A 14,488-nucleotide genomic window follows, 5' to 3' on the forward strand; every position below is an offset into this window, starting at 1 on the left:
CTAACAGGCCTTCATCCCCAGCATCCCCAGCCCGGCTTGCGCACAGGCGGTGACCAGCGCGGTGTTCGGTCACGGGGTTGGGGAATCCTCGAGGACTCCATGTGGAGTCCTCGAGGATTCCTCGAGTTGTCCACGCATCGGTACACACGTGTGAACAACCGGGTGAATTCGGTGGAACAACTCGAGGAGCGCTCGAGGATGAATCTGGGACAACTTCAGAACTCCACAGACGCCCCTCGTTCATCCTCGAGACACCCTCTGCTCATCCCCACGGCACCACGCCCGCTGACCAGCGGATACGGCGTCAGTGCACAGATTCCACAGTGCCTACTACTACTTCAGTTCTTCTTCTAGAAGAACTCTCTTGAAAACAGGTGTGTGGAAAGTCGGTCGAAGAGGGTCACGTCTCGAGGGAGTCCTGTCCCCAGGCAAGGAGAAGAACCGGAGTGGATCCGCACGCGATCCTCGATGCGTCGGTCGCGCACACCCATCGATCGCAGCGGACTCGATCCATGACTCACTGATGGTCTCGTCGCCACCCGGCTCCGCACCGGATCACCGACAACCCATCTCCTGCCACGGAACCGGGCCCCGTCCTCTCCATGCCCGGCCCGAAGACTCGCCAGCCATGTAGCGGGTCGGGCTAGGCCATAGCTCCAGTCGCGGGTACGGTTTGTTGTCGGTCGCCTGTGCCACACTTTTGATGGCGGCCGATCCAGCACCCTTCGCGAACAACCAATGTTGAACGAGCCGACAGGCTTGGAGGACGAATGTCCGGCCACCGCATAACAGCTCACGGAACTGGGAGAGGACAGATCGGGCGATGGAGCTTGCAAGCATGAAGTTTCGGGTCGCCCGAGAGGACTTCGCGGAATCCGTTGCCTGGGTGGCGCGCAGCCTCCCGTCCCGGCCTCCCGTGCCGGTGCTCGGCGGTGTGCTGCTGGTAGCCGACGACAGCGGGCTCACCGTCTCCGGCTTCGACTACGAGGTCTCCGCGCAGATGCGCGTCGCCGCCGAGGTCGCCGGGCCCGGCGAGGTGCTCGTCTCCGGCAGGCTGCTCGCCGACATCACCAAGGCGCTGTCGAACAAGCCGGTCGACGTGTCCGTCGACGGCACGCGCGTGTTGATCAGTTGTGGCAGTGCGAAGTTCTCCCTGCCGACCATGCCGGTCGAGGACTATCCCCAGCTTCCCGAGGTACCGCAGCAGTCCGGCGAGTTGAGCGTCGACGTGTTCGCCAACGCGGTGGGCCAGGTCGCCGTCGCGGCGGGCCGGGACGACACGCTGCCGATGCTCACCGGTATCCGCGTCGAGATCGAGGGCTCGAAGGTGGTGCTCGCGGCCACCGACCGGTTCCGGCTCGCGGTCCGGCACATCGAATGGTCGCCCGCCGACGCGAATATCGAGACCGCGGTGCTCATCCCGGCCAGGACCCTGTCCGAGGCCGCCAAGACACTGGGCACCTCCGATGCCCCTGTGCAGCTTTCGCTCGGCACCGGTGCCGGCTCGGACGGCCTGCTCGGCATCGTGAACGCGGGCCGCCGGACCACCACCCGGCTGCTCGATGCCGAATTCCCGAAGTTCCGCCAGCTGCTGCCGAAGGAACACACCTCCATTGCCACCCTCCAGGTGTCGGTGCTGACCGAGGCCATCAAGCGCGTCGCCCTGGTCGCCGAGCGTGGCGCCCAGGTGCGCCTGGAGTTCTCCACCGAGGGCCTGCAGCTGTCCGCCGGTGGGGACGACGCCGGTCGCGCCGAGGAGTGGCTGGAGGCCGACTTCCGCGGCGAATCGCTGACCATCGCGTTCAACCCTGGCTACCTGATCGACGGCCTGTCCGCGCTGCACGCCGAGCGGGTCACCTTCGGGTTCACCACGCCGAGCCGACCCGCCGTGCTGCTGCCCGCGGTCGACGAGGAGCCGAAGGTGCTCGAGTCGGGCGCGTTCGCCGCGCTGGACAGTCCGTACACCTACCTGTTGATGCCGGTCCGGCTGCCGGGCTGATCCCCGGTGCACGACCGCGTTCCGAGCTCGATTCCTGCCTCGGCCGCTGCGAAACCAGTAGCGCCGCTGTGGGATTCGGCGGCAAGTCGGTCGAGGCGGACACCATTCATGCACAGGTCTTCCACACGCTGTGGGTGGGCTTCGGCGCCGGTGTCGAAGGGGTGTGCACAACATCTCCAGACCGAATTCGTGCAGGTAGGGGCCTGGTAGCGGATGTTCATCCGAACACTGTCACTGCGTGACTTCCGCTCCTGGGAACACGCCGAACTCGAATTGTCCCCAGGCCGAACGGTTTTCCTCGGCTCGAACGGCAACGGCAAGACCAACCTGCTCGAGGCGATCGGATATCTGGCCACCCTCGGCTCGCATCGGGTCGCGGCCGACGCCCCGCTGATCAGGCTGGGTGCGGACAAGGCACGAGTCGGCGCGTCCGTGGTCAACAGCGGCCGCGAACTGCGCATCGACATCGAGCTGAACCAGGGCGCCGCCAACCGAGCCCAGATCAATCGGTCGCCGGCCCGTAGGCCACGGGAGATCCTCGGCATCCTGCAGACGGTGCTGTTCGCTCCGGAAGATCTCGCGCTGGTGCGCGGCGATCCGGGGGAGCGGCGCCGGTTCATGGACGAGTTGTGCACAGCCCGCCTGCCCAGGCTCGCCGCCGTCCGCAGCGACTACGACCGGGTGCTTCGGCAGCGCTCGGCGCTGCTGAAATCCGCTGGGCGGCAAGCCAGGTCGAAGGCGGACCTCGGCACCCTCGACGTGTGGGACGGCCACCTGGCCACGCACGCCTCGGTGCTGCTGACCTACCGGCTGCGCCTGGTGCACGATCTGTACCCGTACCTCGCGCAGTCCTACGCCGCCATCGCGCCCGAATCCCGGCCTGCCGCAATCGCTTACCGCAGCGCCACGCTGCCGCCCGAATTCCTGGACCCCGCACGGGAACCCCAGCCGGACGACACCGAAGCCCTGGAAGCCGTCATGCTGCGCGAGCTCGCCGCTGCCCGGCCGAAGGAGCTGGAACGCGGCGTCTGCCTGGTGGGTCCGCACCGCGACGAGCTCGAGCTGAACCTCGGTGACGCACCGGCCAAGGGATTCGCCAGCCACGGTGAATCCTGGTCGTTCGCTCTTGCGCTGCGCCTCGGTGCGTTCGAACTGCTGCGCGTCACCGGCTCCGAACCCGTGCTGCTGCTCGATGACGTCTTCGCCGAACTCGACCGCCGCCGCCGCACCGCCCTCGCGGCCGTGGCGGCGGGCGCGGAACAGGTCCTGATCACCGCGGCGGTGCCCGAAGACGTCCCGGCCGAACTCGCCGCCGTGCCCCTGCGGGTGGAGACCAGCGGCGGACCGGACGGCCGAACCTCCAGGATCGCCGAGCCAGCCGCACCGTCACCGTGACGATCGCGTTCGCACTATGACGTATGCACAGAAAAGCATGGTTATCAACAGGTCCTGTTGATAACCGGTGCCTCGGGGCGGCTGCCGCTGCCCCTGAATTGTCGTTGACCTGTCGTACAGTGACCAGGTCGAGAACCTTCGCTGTACGACCTGACGTCAGCTGGCGAGACACGTGACAACTGATTTCGTAAGTACATCGGTACCTCACCGGGTACGCCCAAAAGTCGAGTAGGCACCGACCGCCGCCCCTGTGAGCGGCGTACGGGGCACCCGACTTGTATGGCCTGAGTACTCGGAGGGGTGGAGGAGCGAGGAGCCTGGTGACCGATCAACATGGCGCCGAACCGGCAGGTAAAGAGCCGGAGTTGCGCGGTATCGACCTGGCAAGGCGGGCGCTGGAAGAGGCCCGCGCGGCGGCGAAGGCGAGTGGCAAGTCGGTCGGGCAGGGGCGATCCTCGCCCCAGCGGAAGCTGCGGACCGGCGCGCGCAGGCGCACCGGCTGGTCGGGGGCAGGGCCGGACTCCCGGGATCCGCAGCCGTTCGGGAAGCTGACCGGTTCGCTGGCCAAGAATCGCGGCTGGTCCACCAAGGTCGCCGAGGGGATGGTGTTCGGCCGCTGGGCAGGCGTCGTCGGCGAGGACATCGCGTCCCATGCCACGCCGTTGACCTTGAAAGACAACGTGCTGAGCATCGCCGCCGAATCCACCGCGTGGGCAACCCAATTGCGCATGCTGCAGAGTCAGATCCTGGCGAAGATCAACGCCGCGGTCGGACCGGGTGTCGTGACGTCGCTCAAGATCACCGGCCCTGCCGCACCCAGCTGGCGCAAGGGTGAGCGTCACGTCAAAGGTCGCGGACCCCGCGATACCTACGGATAGACCGAAGGGCGTTCCACGTGAAACCGCGTCGCGGTATCGCTCGCTGCGCCAAGGGCTTTCGCCCGAGCGGTCAGTAGCTGGATTGTGCCGACAGCAGCCCAGCGCCCCCGCAGCCGGCCACGTTCGTACTCTGTGCAACCCGGCCCCACCGCGGGTGGTTGATCTCCCGCCCTGCTCGCAGCCTGTTCCCCGCTGGGGAGCGGGCACCGCACAGCACTTGGCGAGCCGCGCGAGTAACTCCTCGGCTACGCCCGCGGGTCGTGAAATACGGGCATTCCGCCCCATCGCCGTGTGCGGTGCCGGTGACCCTTCGGCACGCACCGCCCGAATCCTCCCAGAGGCGAGTGAAAGCCTCGGAGGGCGGAACAGACTCGCCGCAATCCGATTTCTCGCATTCACGGAGCTGTCAGGGGTGTCGTAGGTGCGCTGTAGGTTGGGTGTACCAGTAGGATGGTGACGTAACTAGCGGCGATCACCTTCGGCGCGTTCCGTACAGCCCGCGTGGCCCTGTATTTCTCGAGCAGTCATGGCCAGGGACCAACGCGTGCTGTGCAGTGCCCCGCCAGGAGGATCAGCAAGTAAGGAGAGCTACCGACCAGTGGCTGCCAACGACTCCAACGCATCGGGCTCGACCAACGCTTCCTCGGGCAAGGCGGATTACGGTGCCTCGTCCATCACGGTTCTCGAGGGACTCGAGGCGGTCCGCAAGCGTCCCGGCATGTACATCGGTTCCACCGGTGAGCGTGGCCTGCACCACCTGATCTGGGAGGTCGTCGACAACTCCGTCGACGAGGCGATGGCCGGGTACGCCACCCGGGTCGATGTCACGCTGCTCGCCGACGGCGGCGTCGAGGTGGTCGACGACGGACGCGGCATTCCGGTGGCCATGCACGCGCAGGGTGTCCCGACCATCGAGGTGGTCATGACGCAGCTGCACGCGGGCGGCAAGTTCGACTCCGACTCCTACGCGGTGTCCGGTGGTCTGCACGGCGTCGGTATCTCCGTGGTGAACGCGCTGTCCTCCCAGTTGGAGGCGGAGATCCACCGCGACGGATACCACTGGACCCAGACCTACAAGGATTCGGTTCCCGGCAAGCTGCTCCAGGGCGATCCGTCCAAGAAGACCGGCACCACGATCCGGTTCTGGGCCGATCCGAACATTTTCGAGACGACCACCTACAACTTCGAGACCGTGGCCCGCAGGCTGCAGGAGATGGCGTTCTTGAACAAGGGACTGACCATCACCCTGACCGACGAGCGCGTCACCGACGCCGAGGTCACCGACGAGGTGGTCAGCGAGACGGCCGACGCGCCGAAGCACGCGGAGGCCGAAGACGCCGGCGCGCCAGTCGAACACAAGGTGAAGCAGCGTATCTACCACTACCCGGGGGGCCTGGAGGACTTCGTCCGCCACATCAACCGGACCAAGCAGCCGATCCACAACTCCGTCGTCGGGTTCACCGGCAAGGGCACCGGCCACGAGCTCGAGGTCGCCATGCAGTGGAACTCGGGCTACTCCGAGTCGGTGCACACCTTCGCCAACACCATCAACACCCACGAGGGTGGTACCCACGAGGAAGGCTTCCGTGCGGCGCTGACCACGGTGGTCAACAAGTACGCCAAAGACAAGAAGCTGCTCAAGGAGAAAGACGGCAACCTCACCGGTGACGACATCCGCGAGGGCTTGGCCGCCATCGTGAGTGTGAAGGTCTCCGAACCGCAGTTCGAAGGCCAGACCAAGACCAAGCTCGGCAACACCGAGGTCAAGTCGTTCGTGCAGAAGGCGTGCAACGAGCACCTTTCGCACTGGTTCGAAGCCAACCCGGCCGACGCGAAGACCATTGTGAACAAAGCGGTCTCGTCGGCGCAGGCGCGGGTCGCCGCCCGTAAGGCCCGGGAGTTGGTGCGCCGCAAGAGCGCAACCGACCTGGGTGGTCTGCCGGGCAAGCTGGCCGATTGCCGGTCCAAGGATCCGAGCAAGTCCGAGATCTACATCGTCGAGGGTGACTCCGCCGGTGGTTCGGCCAAGTCCGGGCGTGACTCGATGTATCAGGCGATCCTGCCGTTGCGCGGAAAGATCATCAATGTCGAGAAGGCCCGTATCGATCGGGTGTTGAAGAACAACGAAGTCCAGTCGATCATCACTGCCTTCGGTACCGGTATCCATGACGAGTTCGATATCGCCAAGTTGCGCTATCACAAGATCGTGTTGATGGCCGACGCCGACGTCGACGGTCAGCACATCGCGACGTTGCTGTTGACGTTGTTGTTCCGGTTCATGCGTCCGCTGGTCGAGCAGGGGCATGTGTATCTGGCGCAGCCGCCGCTGTACAAGCTCAAGTGGCAGCGCAGCGATCCGGAGTTCGCCTACTCCGACCGCGAACGCGACGGTCTGCTCGAAGCCGGCCTCGCGGCGGGCAAGAAGATCAACAAGGAAGACGGCGTCCAGCGCTACAAGGGTCTCGGCGAAATGAACGCCAAGGAACTGTGGGAGACCACCATGGACCCGTCGGTGCGCGTGCTCAAGCTGGTCACCCTGGACGACGCCGCCGCGGCTGACGAGCTGTTCAGCGTGCTGATGGGTGAGGACGTAGAGGCCCGCCGCAGCTTCATCACCCGTAATGCCAAGGACGTTCGCTTCCTCGACGTATAAGCCGGTGCGCGTGCCCCGTCACCGCAACCGCACCAGGCCCGCTAAGGAGACTTCATGACCGACACGACGCTGCCTCCGTACGGAGGCACCGGCGGCGACCGGATCGATCCGGTCGACATCCAGCAGGAAATGCAGAACAGCTACATCGATTACGCGATGAGCGTGATCGTCGGCCGCGCGCTGCCCGAGGTGCGCGACGGCCTCAAGCCGGTGCACCGGCGCGTGCTGTACGCCATGTACGACAACGGGTATCGGCCCGACCGCGGCTATGTGAAGTCCGCGCGCCCGGTCGCCGAGACCATGGGTAACTACCACCCGCACGGTGACAGCTCGATCTACGACACCCTGGTGCGCATGGCTCAGCCGTGGTCGCTGCGCTACCCGCTGGTCGACGGCCAGGGCAACTTCGGTTCCCGCGGCAACGACGGCGCGGCCGCCATGCGATACACCGAGTGCAGGCTGACCCCGCTCGCGATGGAGATGCTGCGCGAGATCGACCACGAGACGGTCGATTTCATCCCGAACTACGACGGTCGCTCGCAGGAGCCGACCGTGCTGCCCAGCCGGGTGCCCGCGCTGCTGATGAACGGCAGCAACGGCATCGCGGTCGGCATGGCGACCAACATTCCGCCGCACAACCTGCGCGAGCTGGCCGAGGCGATCTACTGGGCGCTGGACAATTACGATGCCGACGAAGAGTCCACCCTGGCCGCCTGCATGGAGCGGGTCAAGGGCCCGGACTTCCCGACCTACGGTCTGATCGTCGGCAGCCAGGGCATCCACGATGCCTACACCACCGGCCGCGGCTCGGTCCGGATGCGCGGTGTGGTCGAGATCGAGGAGGACAACAAGGGTCGCACCACCCTCGTCATCACCGAGCTGCCGTACCAGGTCAACACCGACAACTTCATCAACTCGATCGCCGAGCAGGTGCGCGACGGCAAGATCGCGGGCATCTCCGACATCCACGACGAGTCCTCGGACCGCGCTGGCATGCGGATCGTCGTCACCGTCAAGCGGGACGCCGTCGCCAAGGTCGTGCTGAACAACCTGTACAAGCACACCCAGCTGCAGACCAGCTTCGGCTGCAACATGCTGTCCATCGTCGACGGTGTGCCGCGCACGCTGCGCCTGGACCAGATGATCCGGTACTACGTCAAGCACCAGTTGGACGTCATCGTCCGGCGCACCAAGTACTTGCTGCGCAAGGCCGAGGAGCGGGCCCACATCCTGCGCGGCCTGGTCAAGGCGCTCGACGCGCTCGATGAGGTCATCGCGTTGATCCGGCGTTCGGCCAACACCGACACCGCGCGCACCGGCCTGATGCAGATGTTGGACATCGACGAGATCCAGGCCACCGCGATCCTCGACATGCAGCTGCGCCGCCTCTCGGCGTTGGAGCGGCAGAAGATCATCGACGAGTTGGCCAAGATCGAACTCGAGATCGCCGACCTGAAGGACATTCTCGCCAAGCCGGAGCGCCAGCGCGCCATCGTGCGCGACGAGCTGGCCGAGATCGTCGAGAAGTACGGCGACGACCGGCGCACCAGGATCATCGCCGCAGACGGTGACGTGGCCGACGAGGACCTGATCGCCCGCGAGGACGTGGTCGTCACGATCACCGAGACCGGCTACGCCAAGCGCACCAAGACCGACCTCTACCGCAGCCAGAAGCGCGGCGGCAAGGGCGTACAGGGCGCCGGGCTGAAGCAGGACGACCTGGTCAAGCACTTCTTCATCTCCTCGACGCACGACTGGCTGCTGTTCTTCACGAACAAGGGCCGGGTCTACCGCGCCAAGGCCTATGAGCTGCCGGAGGCCAGCCGCACCGCACGCGGCCAGCACGTGGCGAACCTGCTCGCCTTCCAGCCGGACGAGAAGATCGCCCAGATCATCCAGCTCAAGTCCTACGAGGACTCGCCGTACCTGGTGCTCGCCACCAAGAACGGCCTGGTGAAGAAGTCGAAGCTGACCGATTTCGACTCCAACCGCACCGGCGGCATCGTCGCGGTGAACCTGCGCGACGAGGACGAACTGGTCGGCGCCGTGCTGTGCTCCTCCGACGACGACCTGCTGCTGGTCTCGGCGCTCGGCCAGTCCATCCGGTTCTCCGCGACCGACGAGGCGCTGCGTCCGATGGGCCGCGCGACCTCCGGTGTGCAGGGCATGCGGTTCAACGCCTCGGATGAACTCTTGTCGCTCAACGTTGTGCGGCCGGATACATATCTGCTGGTGGCCACCGCGGGCGGTTACGCTAAGCGGACTGCGATCGAGGAGTACACGGCGCAGGGTCGGGGTGGTAAAGGCGTATTGACCATCCAGTACGACCCCAAGCGTGGCACCCTGGTCGGTGCACTCATCGTCGAGGACGAGGATGAGTTGTATGCGATCACGTCCGGTGGTGGTGTCATCCGGACGGTGGCCAAGCAGGTTCGCAAGGCTGGACGACAGACCAAGGGCGTGCGATTGATGAACCTCGGTGAGGGCGATACGTTGCTTGCTATCGCGCGCAATGCCGATGAGCCCGATCCCGATCTGCTCGCCGGCGAGAACAGCGACACCGGTTCCTCTGAGTAGTAACCCAACAGCGGCGGCAACGAACGGATCTAAGGATTCCCATTGACCACTCCGAATCAGCCGAATGACGAGCGGCACCCGACGAACGGTGTGACCGAGCGGATCGCACCGTCACCGATTCCGCCGCGGCCGATCCCCCGGCCGAACTCGTCGGCCGAGAACGGCCAACCGGGTGGCGGGCAGCCGGGTGGCGGCCAGCCGAACGGTGGCCAACCGGGTGGTGGGCAGTCCGCCGCTGGCCAGCAGGGCGGGCAGCAACACGGCAGCCAGCCCCAGCACGGCGGCCCGCAGGGCGGTGGCCAGCAAGGTGGCGACCGATCCGGCGGGCCGCAGGGCGGACAGCAACGCGAAAAGCAGGACCAGCAAGGCGATTTCGCGGGCAAGCAATCGGGGGCGGAGCAGGCTCCCGGTCACGGCGGCCAAGATCCGTTCGATCAGACTGTCCGCATGAACAACTCAGAGCCCGGTGCGCCCGAGTCGGGGGATCAGTCCGGTGGCAACGGCGGTGGCCAATCGCCGTTCCAGGACGGCTGGGCGCAGCTGCCGCAGCGGGAACCACAGTCCAACCTGTACCGGCCGGGCCAGGCGCCGGTCACCGGACGGCCGAGCGGCTCAGGGGGCCAAAGCGGTTCGGGCGGCGGCGGTCTCGGCGGCGGTGTCACCAACGCGCGCACCACCGCCGACCTCGCCGCCAAGGCGGCCCGCAAGGAAGCGGCGATGGTGAAGTCCGTCGGCATCGACGGACCGACCCGCAGCATCGCGCGCCCCGAGCTGATCAAGGACATGCCGGACCTGTCCGAGATCAGGCACCCGCTGCCGCCGTCGGCCGAACACCACACCGGGCAGCAGCCGCCCATCTCACCCGCGGTGCCGGTCGCGGTCGCCGCGGCCGTCGCCACCGGCGAGCCGCTGCGGGCCACCGTGCAGATCCGCCGCATCGACCCCTGGTCCACCCTGAAGATCTCGCTGGTGATCAGCGTGGCCATGTTCTTCGTGTGGATGCTCGCGGTCGGCCTGCTGTACATCGTGCTCGAGGGCATGGGCGTCTGGGAACGGTTGAACAACACCTTCACCGACATGGTTTCCCAGGACAGCGGGTCGGTCGGGCTCATCGACGCGGGCACGGTCTTCGGCTACGCGGGCGTCATCGGGCTGATCAACGTGGTGCTGTTCACCGCGCTCGGCACCGTCGGCACGTTCATCTACAACCAGTGCTGTGATCTGGTCGGCGGCATCCAGGTGACGCTCGCCGATCCCGACTAGCATGTCGAACACCCAGCGGCCGGTGCCGTCCCCCACCCGGGACGGCACCGGCCGTTTTCATTGATCTGCACCCCTGCTACCAGCCGTTTTGGTCGTTCACGGGCAAGTCGGGTAATCTCTAGCCTCGGCTCAGGTGGAAGAACACAAGAGTCATACGGGCCTATAGCTCAGGCGGTTAGAGCGCTTCGCTGATAACGAAGAGGTCGGAGGTTCAAGTCCTCCTAGGCCCACTCCCGAACATCACAGTAGGGTGGGAACCATGAAGTTTCTTGTCACGGTAGGCGCCGTGGTCGCGGTTCTCATCGGCATCTCCAAGCTGCGCCAGCGCACCGACGCCGACCTGTGGCACGAAGTCACCACCCGCTGACTCGGGGCCTTAGCTCAATTGGCAGAGCACTGCCTTTGCAAGGCAGGGGTTAGGGGTTCGATTCCCCTAGGCTCCACAGATACCAGGCCCATGCCCACGGAGGGCGTGGGCCTTTTCTGTTCCGCGTGTTTTGTGGGGGCGGAGCCCCCACGCCCCGCGGGGGGGGGGGGGGGCCCCCCCCCCCCCCCCCCCCCGGGCGGGGGGGGGGGGGGGGGGGGGGGGGGGGGGGGGGGGGGGGCCCCCCCCCCCACGCCCCGCCCGGCGGGGCTTCGCCCCCCGGACCCCCCTTCTCAGGTGCGCCTTTTCGGGGTTGTGTGCTGGCTTGGTGTTTTCGGGGCTCCGCCCCGGACCCCTTCGTGTGGTCGCGTACCTGAGATAGCTTCCTTGCCTTGCTGACGCTTAGGTCGCTTGTATTCAGCGACACGGCTGTGGTGCTGGGCGGTTCTTTGTTTCACGAGAATGAAGCCGGTATGTAGGCGGCAGTCTCGAGCCATTTGGCAGGCGACCGTTTTCCGCTGGGCCCCTACCTGTTACTGAACCTTTCAGGGCGGCACGCGGTTACGTGCCGCCCGCGTTCGGAGCTCAGTGCGGTACTGCGGCGGCCTCCAGGCGGGCGAGGGTTTCGGGGTTCGGCCAGTGGCGGATTTCGTAGCGGCGGGGGGACATGCCGGGAATTGGTGTCAGACCGGTGATTTCGGCTGCGGCGGCGAAGGGGACCTCGAAGAGGGTCTGCATCTCGCCGTTTTCTTCGGTGCAGAAGAGGATGCGGTCGGCTTCGGGGAGTAGGTATTCGACGTCTTCGCCCCAGACGGTCACGGTGTGCGGGCCTTCGTCGGAGGCTACGTAGAGGACCGAGGCGACGAAGGCTGGGTCGAGGTCGTCGTGGTGGGGGTAGACGAAGTCGCGGTCCATCGCGGTTTTCAGGGCCTCGGTTTGGGCGTCGTATTCGGTGATGGCCAAACCGCATCGGGCGCGCAGGGCGAGGGCGTGGTGACGGTGGTCGGGCACCTGGTCGAGCGGGATGACGGTGCCGTCGTCATCGACGGTGTAACCCTGCGGGGAGACGGGGCGGACGGCGGCGCGGTACTGCTGCTCGACGTGCTTGAACAGGGAGGTGAGGTCGCCGTCGTCGGGGGCGATGAGCAAGGTGTCGACGTCGGGCATGAAGGCGATGGGGCGGTGGGTGCCGTCGCCGGAGCCGGCGAGCCAGCCGGGGATCAGCGGCCAGGAGGTGCAGTAGCCGTCGCCGTTGTCGGCGAAATGCAGCAGGCCCGCTTCGGTGAAGCCGTGGGAACCGACCAGGGCCGTGAGGTTTTCGCGCGCGGCGGCGAAGACCTCGTCGGCGGTAACACCCCAGCGTTCCAGCGTCGCACCGGAGACGATCGAGCGGGAATGGGGCTTGTCGATCGCGACCAGTTCGTCGAGGAACGGGAGCACGGGGCGGGCGATCGGCAGCATCTCCTTGGTCGGGGTGTTGAGCCCGAAGCCGTTGGGGCGCAGGATCGGTCGCAGCAAGGCGCGGCACTCGGCCCAGGTCTCCGGCGCGTCCGCGTCCTGCATACCCGCGATGTACCGGGCTATCCGAGCGTCCCGGTCGTCGGCAGGCAGGTGGGCGGCCTCCCGAAAGACATTGCCCAGGTACATCTCCAGGTCGCCGACGGTGATCGTGAACTCGTCCGGATCGTACTTCGCGTCGTGCTGGCCGGCCTCGGTCAGTTGCTGCAGGACGAGCGCCGCGAACTGATCGGCGTCGACCCCGAATTTCTCCTCCACGCGGCAACCGTAACCGGACCGACCGACGAGTGCACAGGAGTCAGCGGCCCGACAGCGGTCCGTGCCGATCGAGGTGCAGGTAGGTGTAGCCGGTCACGATCAGACAGACAACGGTCGCGGTGATCAGCATCGCCCAGCCGGCGACCAGCATGCTCAACAGGCCACCGAGCAGGGCGCCGAGCGCGAAACTCAGATAGAGCAGGAAGTAGCCGAGCCAATCGGCGTAGTCGCCGCCGCTGATATGGCGTTCGATGCCCTGTGCCAGCTTGACCAAGGTCCCGGTGACGTAGCTCAGCGGCACCGACACCTCGCCGTCCTTCACGAACGAGGTGTTCAGCGCGCCGACGCCGAACGCGACGAACAGGATCGGCACGAAGTCGATATCGGCGGTCTCCGGGTTCTGGAATCGGACGATGTCGATGATCGACGCGGTGGCCAAGCTGAAGGTGGTCAGCAGGGTCGGCCCGTGTGGATGCCCGGACCAGTAGTGTCTGCGGCACCAGGAGGCGACCACGACGCCGGAAACGAACGACGCGAGCAGTCCCGCCGCCGCGGCCGCCGTGTCCTTCTGATCGTTGAAGTGGCCGAGGATGGCGCGCTCGGTATTGCCGGTCATGAACGTGACGAAGTAGCCAGCGGTATGCATGAACGCCGCCGCGCCGATCAATCCGGCCAGCGCGGCCAGGACCCAGGACAGTCGCGCCTCGTTGTCGAACAGTGCCCTCTTGCGCGCTTCGTCCGGTTTCGGCACAGGTCGGGCTCCCTTCGGGGCGGATGGTTCTCCTCAGTGTTACCGCTCGTCGGCCGAACGCGCATGCGCAGCGCCGTAGGTTGCCGGATGGTCACCAGCATCGAATCAGCGGTTCGTTCGATGGGCGGGTCGATCGGGTCGCCGGTATCCGTGGAGTAACCAAGTGACTTCAAAGTGCCGTCTTTCCTGTTCAGCCCAGGTGACGCATGATGCTGTCAGTTACTATAAGTAACCGACCGGATCGGCTCGGCAGCGAGGTGGGCGGAGCGTGCGTACGTCGCTGAGTGGCCGGTCCGTTGTGACCGGTCGCACGAAAGGAATGGCAGCATGACGAGCAAGGTGACGGCCTTCGCCGACATCGAGATGGAGTTCGACGCTTACGTCGGGCAGATCGGCTACGCCACCATGGTGACCGTGGACAAGCAGCACCGGCCGAGGACGCGGGTGCTCATTCCGGTCTGGGAGCACGCGGGCGGCACTCCGCTCGGCTGGCTGGCCACCTACAAGACCCCGGTCAAAGCGGCACACATCGCCGCCAATCCCCATGTGAACTTCTCTTACTGGGCACCGGGCAACAATTCGGTGGCGGTGGACGCGACGGCCGAGTGGGTCGACGCGCCCGAGATCAGGGAGCGGGTGTGGCAGCTGTATCGGCAGACCAGCCCGCCGGGCGCCGGATACGACCTCGGCCAGTTCTGGCACTCGCCACAGGACCCGACATTGCAGATCCTGCGGCTGGACCCCTGGCGGATGCAGGTGATCCGAGGCCGCGATCTGCGCAGCCGGATCTGGCAGGCGCGGCCCGAGGCGGCACGCGCCGCCGGGTGACCGA

10 protein-coding genes and 2 tRNA genes are annotated in these 14,488 nt (G+C 66.3%); 10 read left to right on the plus strand and 2 right to left on the minus strand.

The window, feature by feature from the left end; translation table 11 throughout:
• Positions 1-823 precede the first annotated feature (823 nt).
• From dnaN to ACIHA7_RS25575, 9 genes are all read left to right on the plus strand, one after another.
• Positions 824-1,999, plus strand: coding sequence for a DNA polymerase III subunit beta (dnaN, locus tag ACIHA7_RS25535; RefSeq protein WP_107653500.1), 1,176 nt, complete (start codon positions 824-826; stop codon positions 1,997-1,999).
• A 213-nt stretch (positions 2,000-2,212) separates the two neighbouring features.
• Positions 2,213-3,394, plus strand: coding sequence for a DNA replication/repair protein RecF (gene recF, locus ACIHA7_RS25540; RefSeq protein ID WP_397293467.1), 1,182 nt, complete (start codon positions 2,213-2,215; stop codon positions 3,392-3,394).
• A 317-nt stretch (positions 3,395-3,711) separates the two neighbouring features.
• Complete coding sequence (locus ACIHA7_RS25545) at positions 3,712-4,272, plus strand: DUF721 family protein (RefSeq protein WP_397293856.1); 561 nt, start codon at positions 3,712-3,714, stop codon at positions 4,270-4,272.
• A gap of 598 nt (positions 4,273-4,870) precedes the next feature.
• The gene (gyrB, locus tag ACIHA7_RS25550; protein ID WP_397293468.1) at positions 4,871-6,925 is read left to right on the plus strand and encodes a DNA topoisomerase (ATP-hydrolyzing) subunit B; all 2,055 of its coding nucleotides are present in this window, start codon (positions 4,871-4,873) and stop codon (positions 6,923-6,925) included.
• Between the two features lie 54 nt (positions 6,926-6,979).
• Entirely contained in the window at positions 6,980-9,502 is a 2,523-nt protein-coding gene (gene gyrA, locus ACIHA7_RS25555; RefSeq protein WP_397293469.1) for a DNA gyrase subunit A, read from the plus strand.
• Positions 9,503-9,544: 42 nt separating this feature from the next.
• The gene (locus ACIHA7_RS25560) at positions 9,545-10,765 is read left to right on the plus strand and encodes a DUF3566 domain-containing protein (RefSeq protein ID WP_397293470.1); all 1,221 of its coding nucleotides are present in this window, start codon (positions 9,545-9,547) and stop codon (positions 10,763-10,765) included.
• A gap of 156 nt (positions 10,766-10,921) precedes the next feature.
• Positions 10,922-10,995 (plus strand) — tRNA-Ile (locus tag ACIHA7_RS25565).
• Positions 10,996-11,024: 29 nt separating this feature from the next.
• Positions 11,025-11,132, plus strand: coding sequence for a DLW-39 family protein (locus ACIHA7_RS25570; RefSeq protein WP_222595215.1), 108 nt, complete (start codon positions 11,025-11,027; stop codon positions 11,130-11,132).
• A 3-nt stretch (positions 11,133-11,135) separates the two neighbouring features.
• Positions 11,136-11,208, plus strand: a tRNA-Ala gene (locus tag ACIHA7_RS25575).
• A gap of 506 nt (positions 11,209-11,714) precedes the next feature.
• Here ACIHA7_RS25575 and ACIHA7_RS25580 read toward each other — a convergent pair.
• Complete coding sequence (locus ACIHA7_RS25580) at positions 11,715-12,905, minus strand: hypothetical protein (RefSeq protein WP_397293471.1); 1,191 nt, start codon at positions 12,903-12,905, stop codon at positions 11,715-11,717.
• 40 nt (positions 12,906-12,945) lie between these two features.
• The gene (locus ACIHA7_RS25585; protein WP_397293472.1) at positions 12,946-13,656 is read right to left on the minus strand and encodes a YoaK family protein; all 711 of its coding nucleotides are present in this window, start codon (positions 13,654-13,656) and stop codon (positions 12,946-12,948) included.
• A gap of 327 nt (positions 13,657-13,983) precedes the next feature.
• Here ACIHA7_RS25585 and ACIHA7_RS25590 point away from each other — a divergent pair, with 327 nt between their 5' ends.
• Positions 13,984-14,484, plus strand: a complete 501-nt coding sequence (locus tag ACIHA7_RS25590; protein WP_397293473.1) for a pyridoxamine 5'-phosphate oxidase family protein — start codon at positions 13,984-13,986, stop codon at positions 14,482-14,484.
• Positions 14,485-14,488 lie beyond the last annotated feature (4 nt).

The organism is Nocardia sp. NPDC052316 (assembly GCF_044547795.1).
Classification (GTDB): Bacteria; Actinomycetota; Actinomycetes; order Mycobacteriales; family Mycobacteriaceae; genus Nocardia.

Coding starts and splice junctions, on each gene's coding strand:
- dnaN (WP_107653500.1), top strand. CDS start 824: ATGGAGCTTGCAAGCATGAAGTTTCGGGTCGCCCGAGAGGACTTCGCG.
- recF (WP_397293467.1), top strand. CDS start 2,213: ATGTTCATCCGAACACTGTCACTGCGTGACTTCCGCTCCTGGGAACAC.
- gyrA (WP_397293469.1), top strand. CDS start 6,980: ATGACCGACACGACGCTGCCTCCGTACGGAGGCACCGGCGGCGACCGG.
- ACIHA7_RS25570 (WP_222595215.1), top strand. CDS start 11,025: ATGAAGTTTCTTGTCACGGTAGGCGCCGTGGTCGCGGTTCTCATCGGC.
- ACIHA7_RS25590 (WP_397293473.1), top strand. CDS start 13,984: ATGACGAGCAAGGTGACGGCCTTCGCCGACATCGAGATGGAGTTCGAC.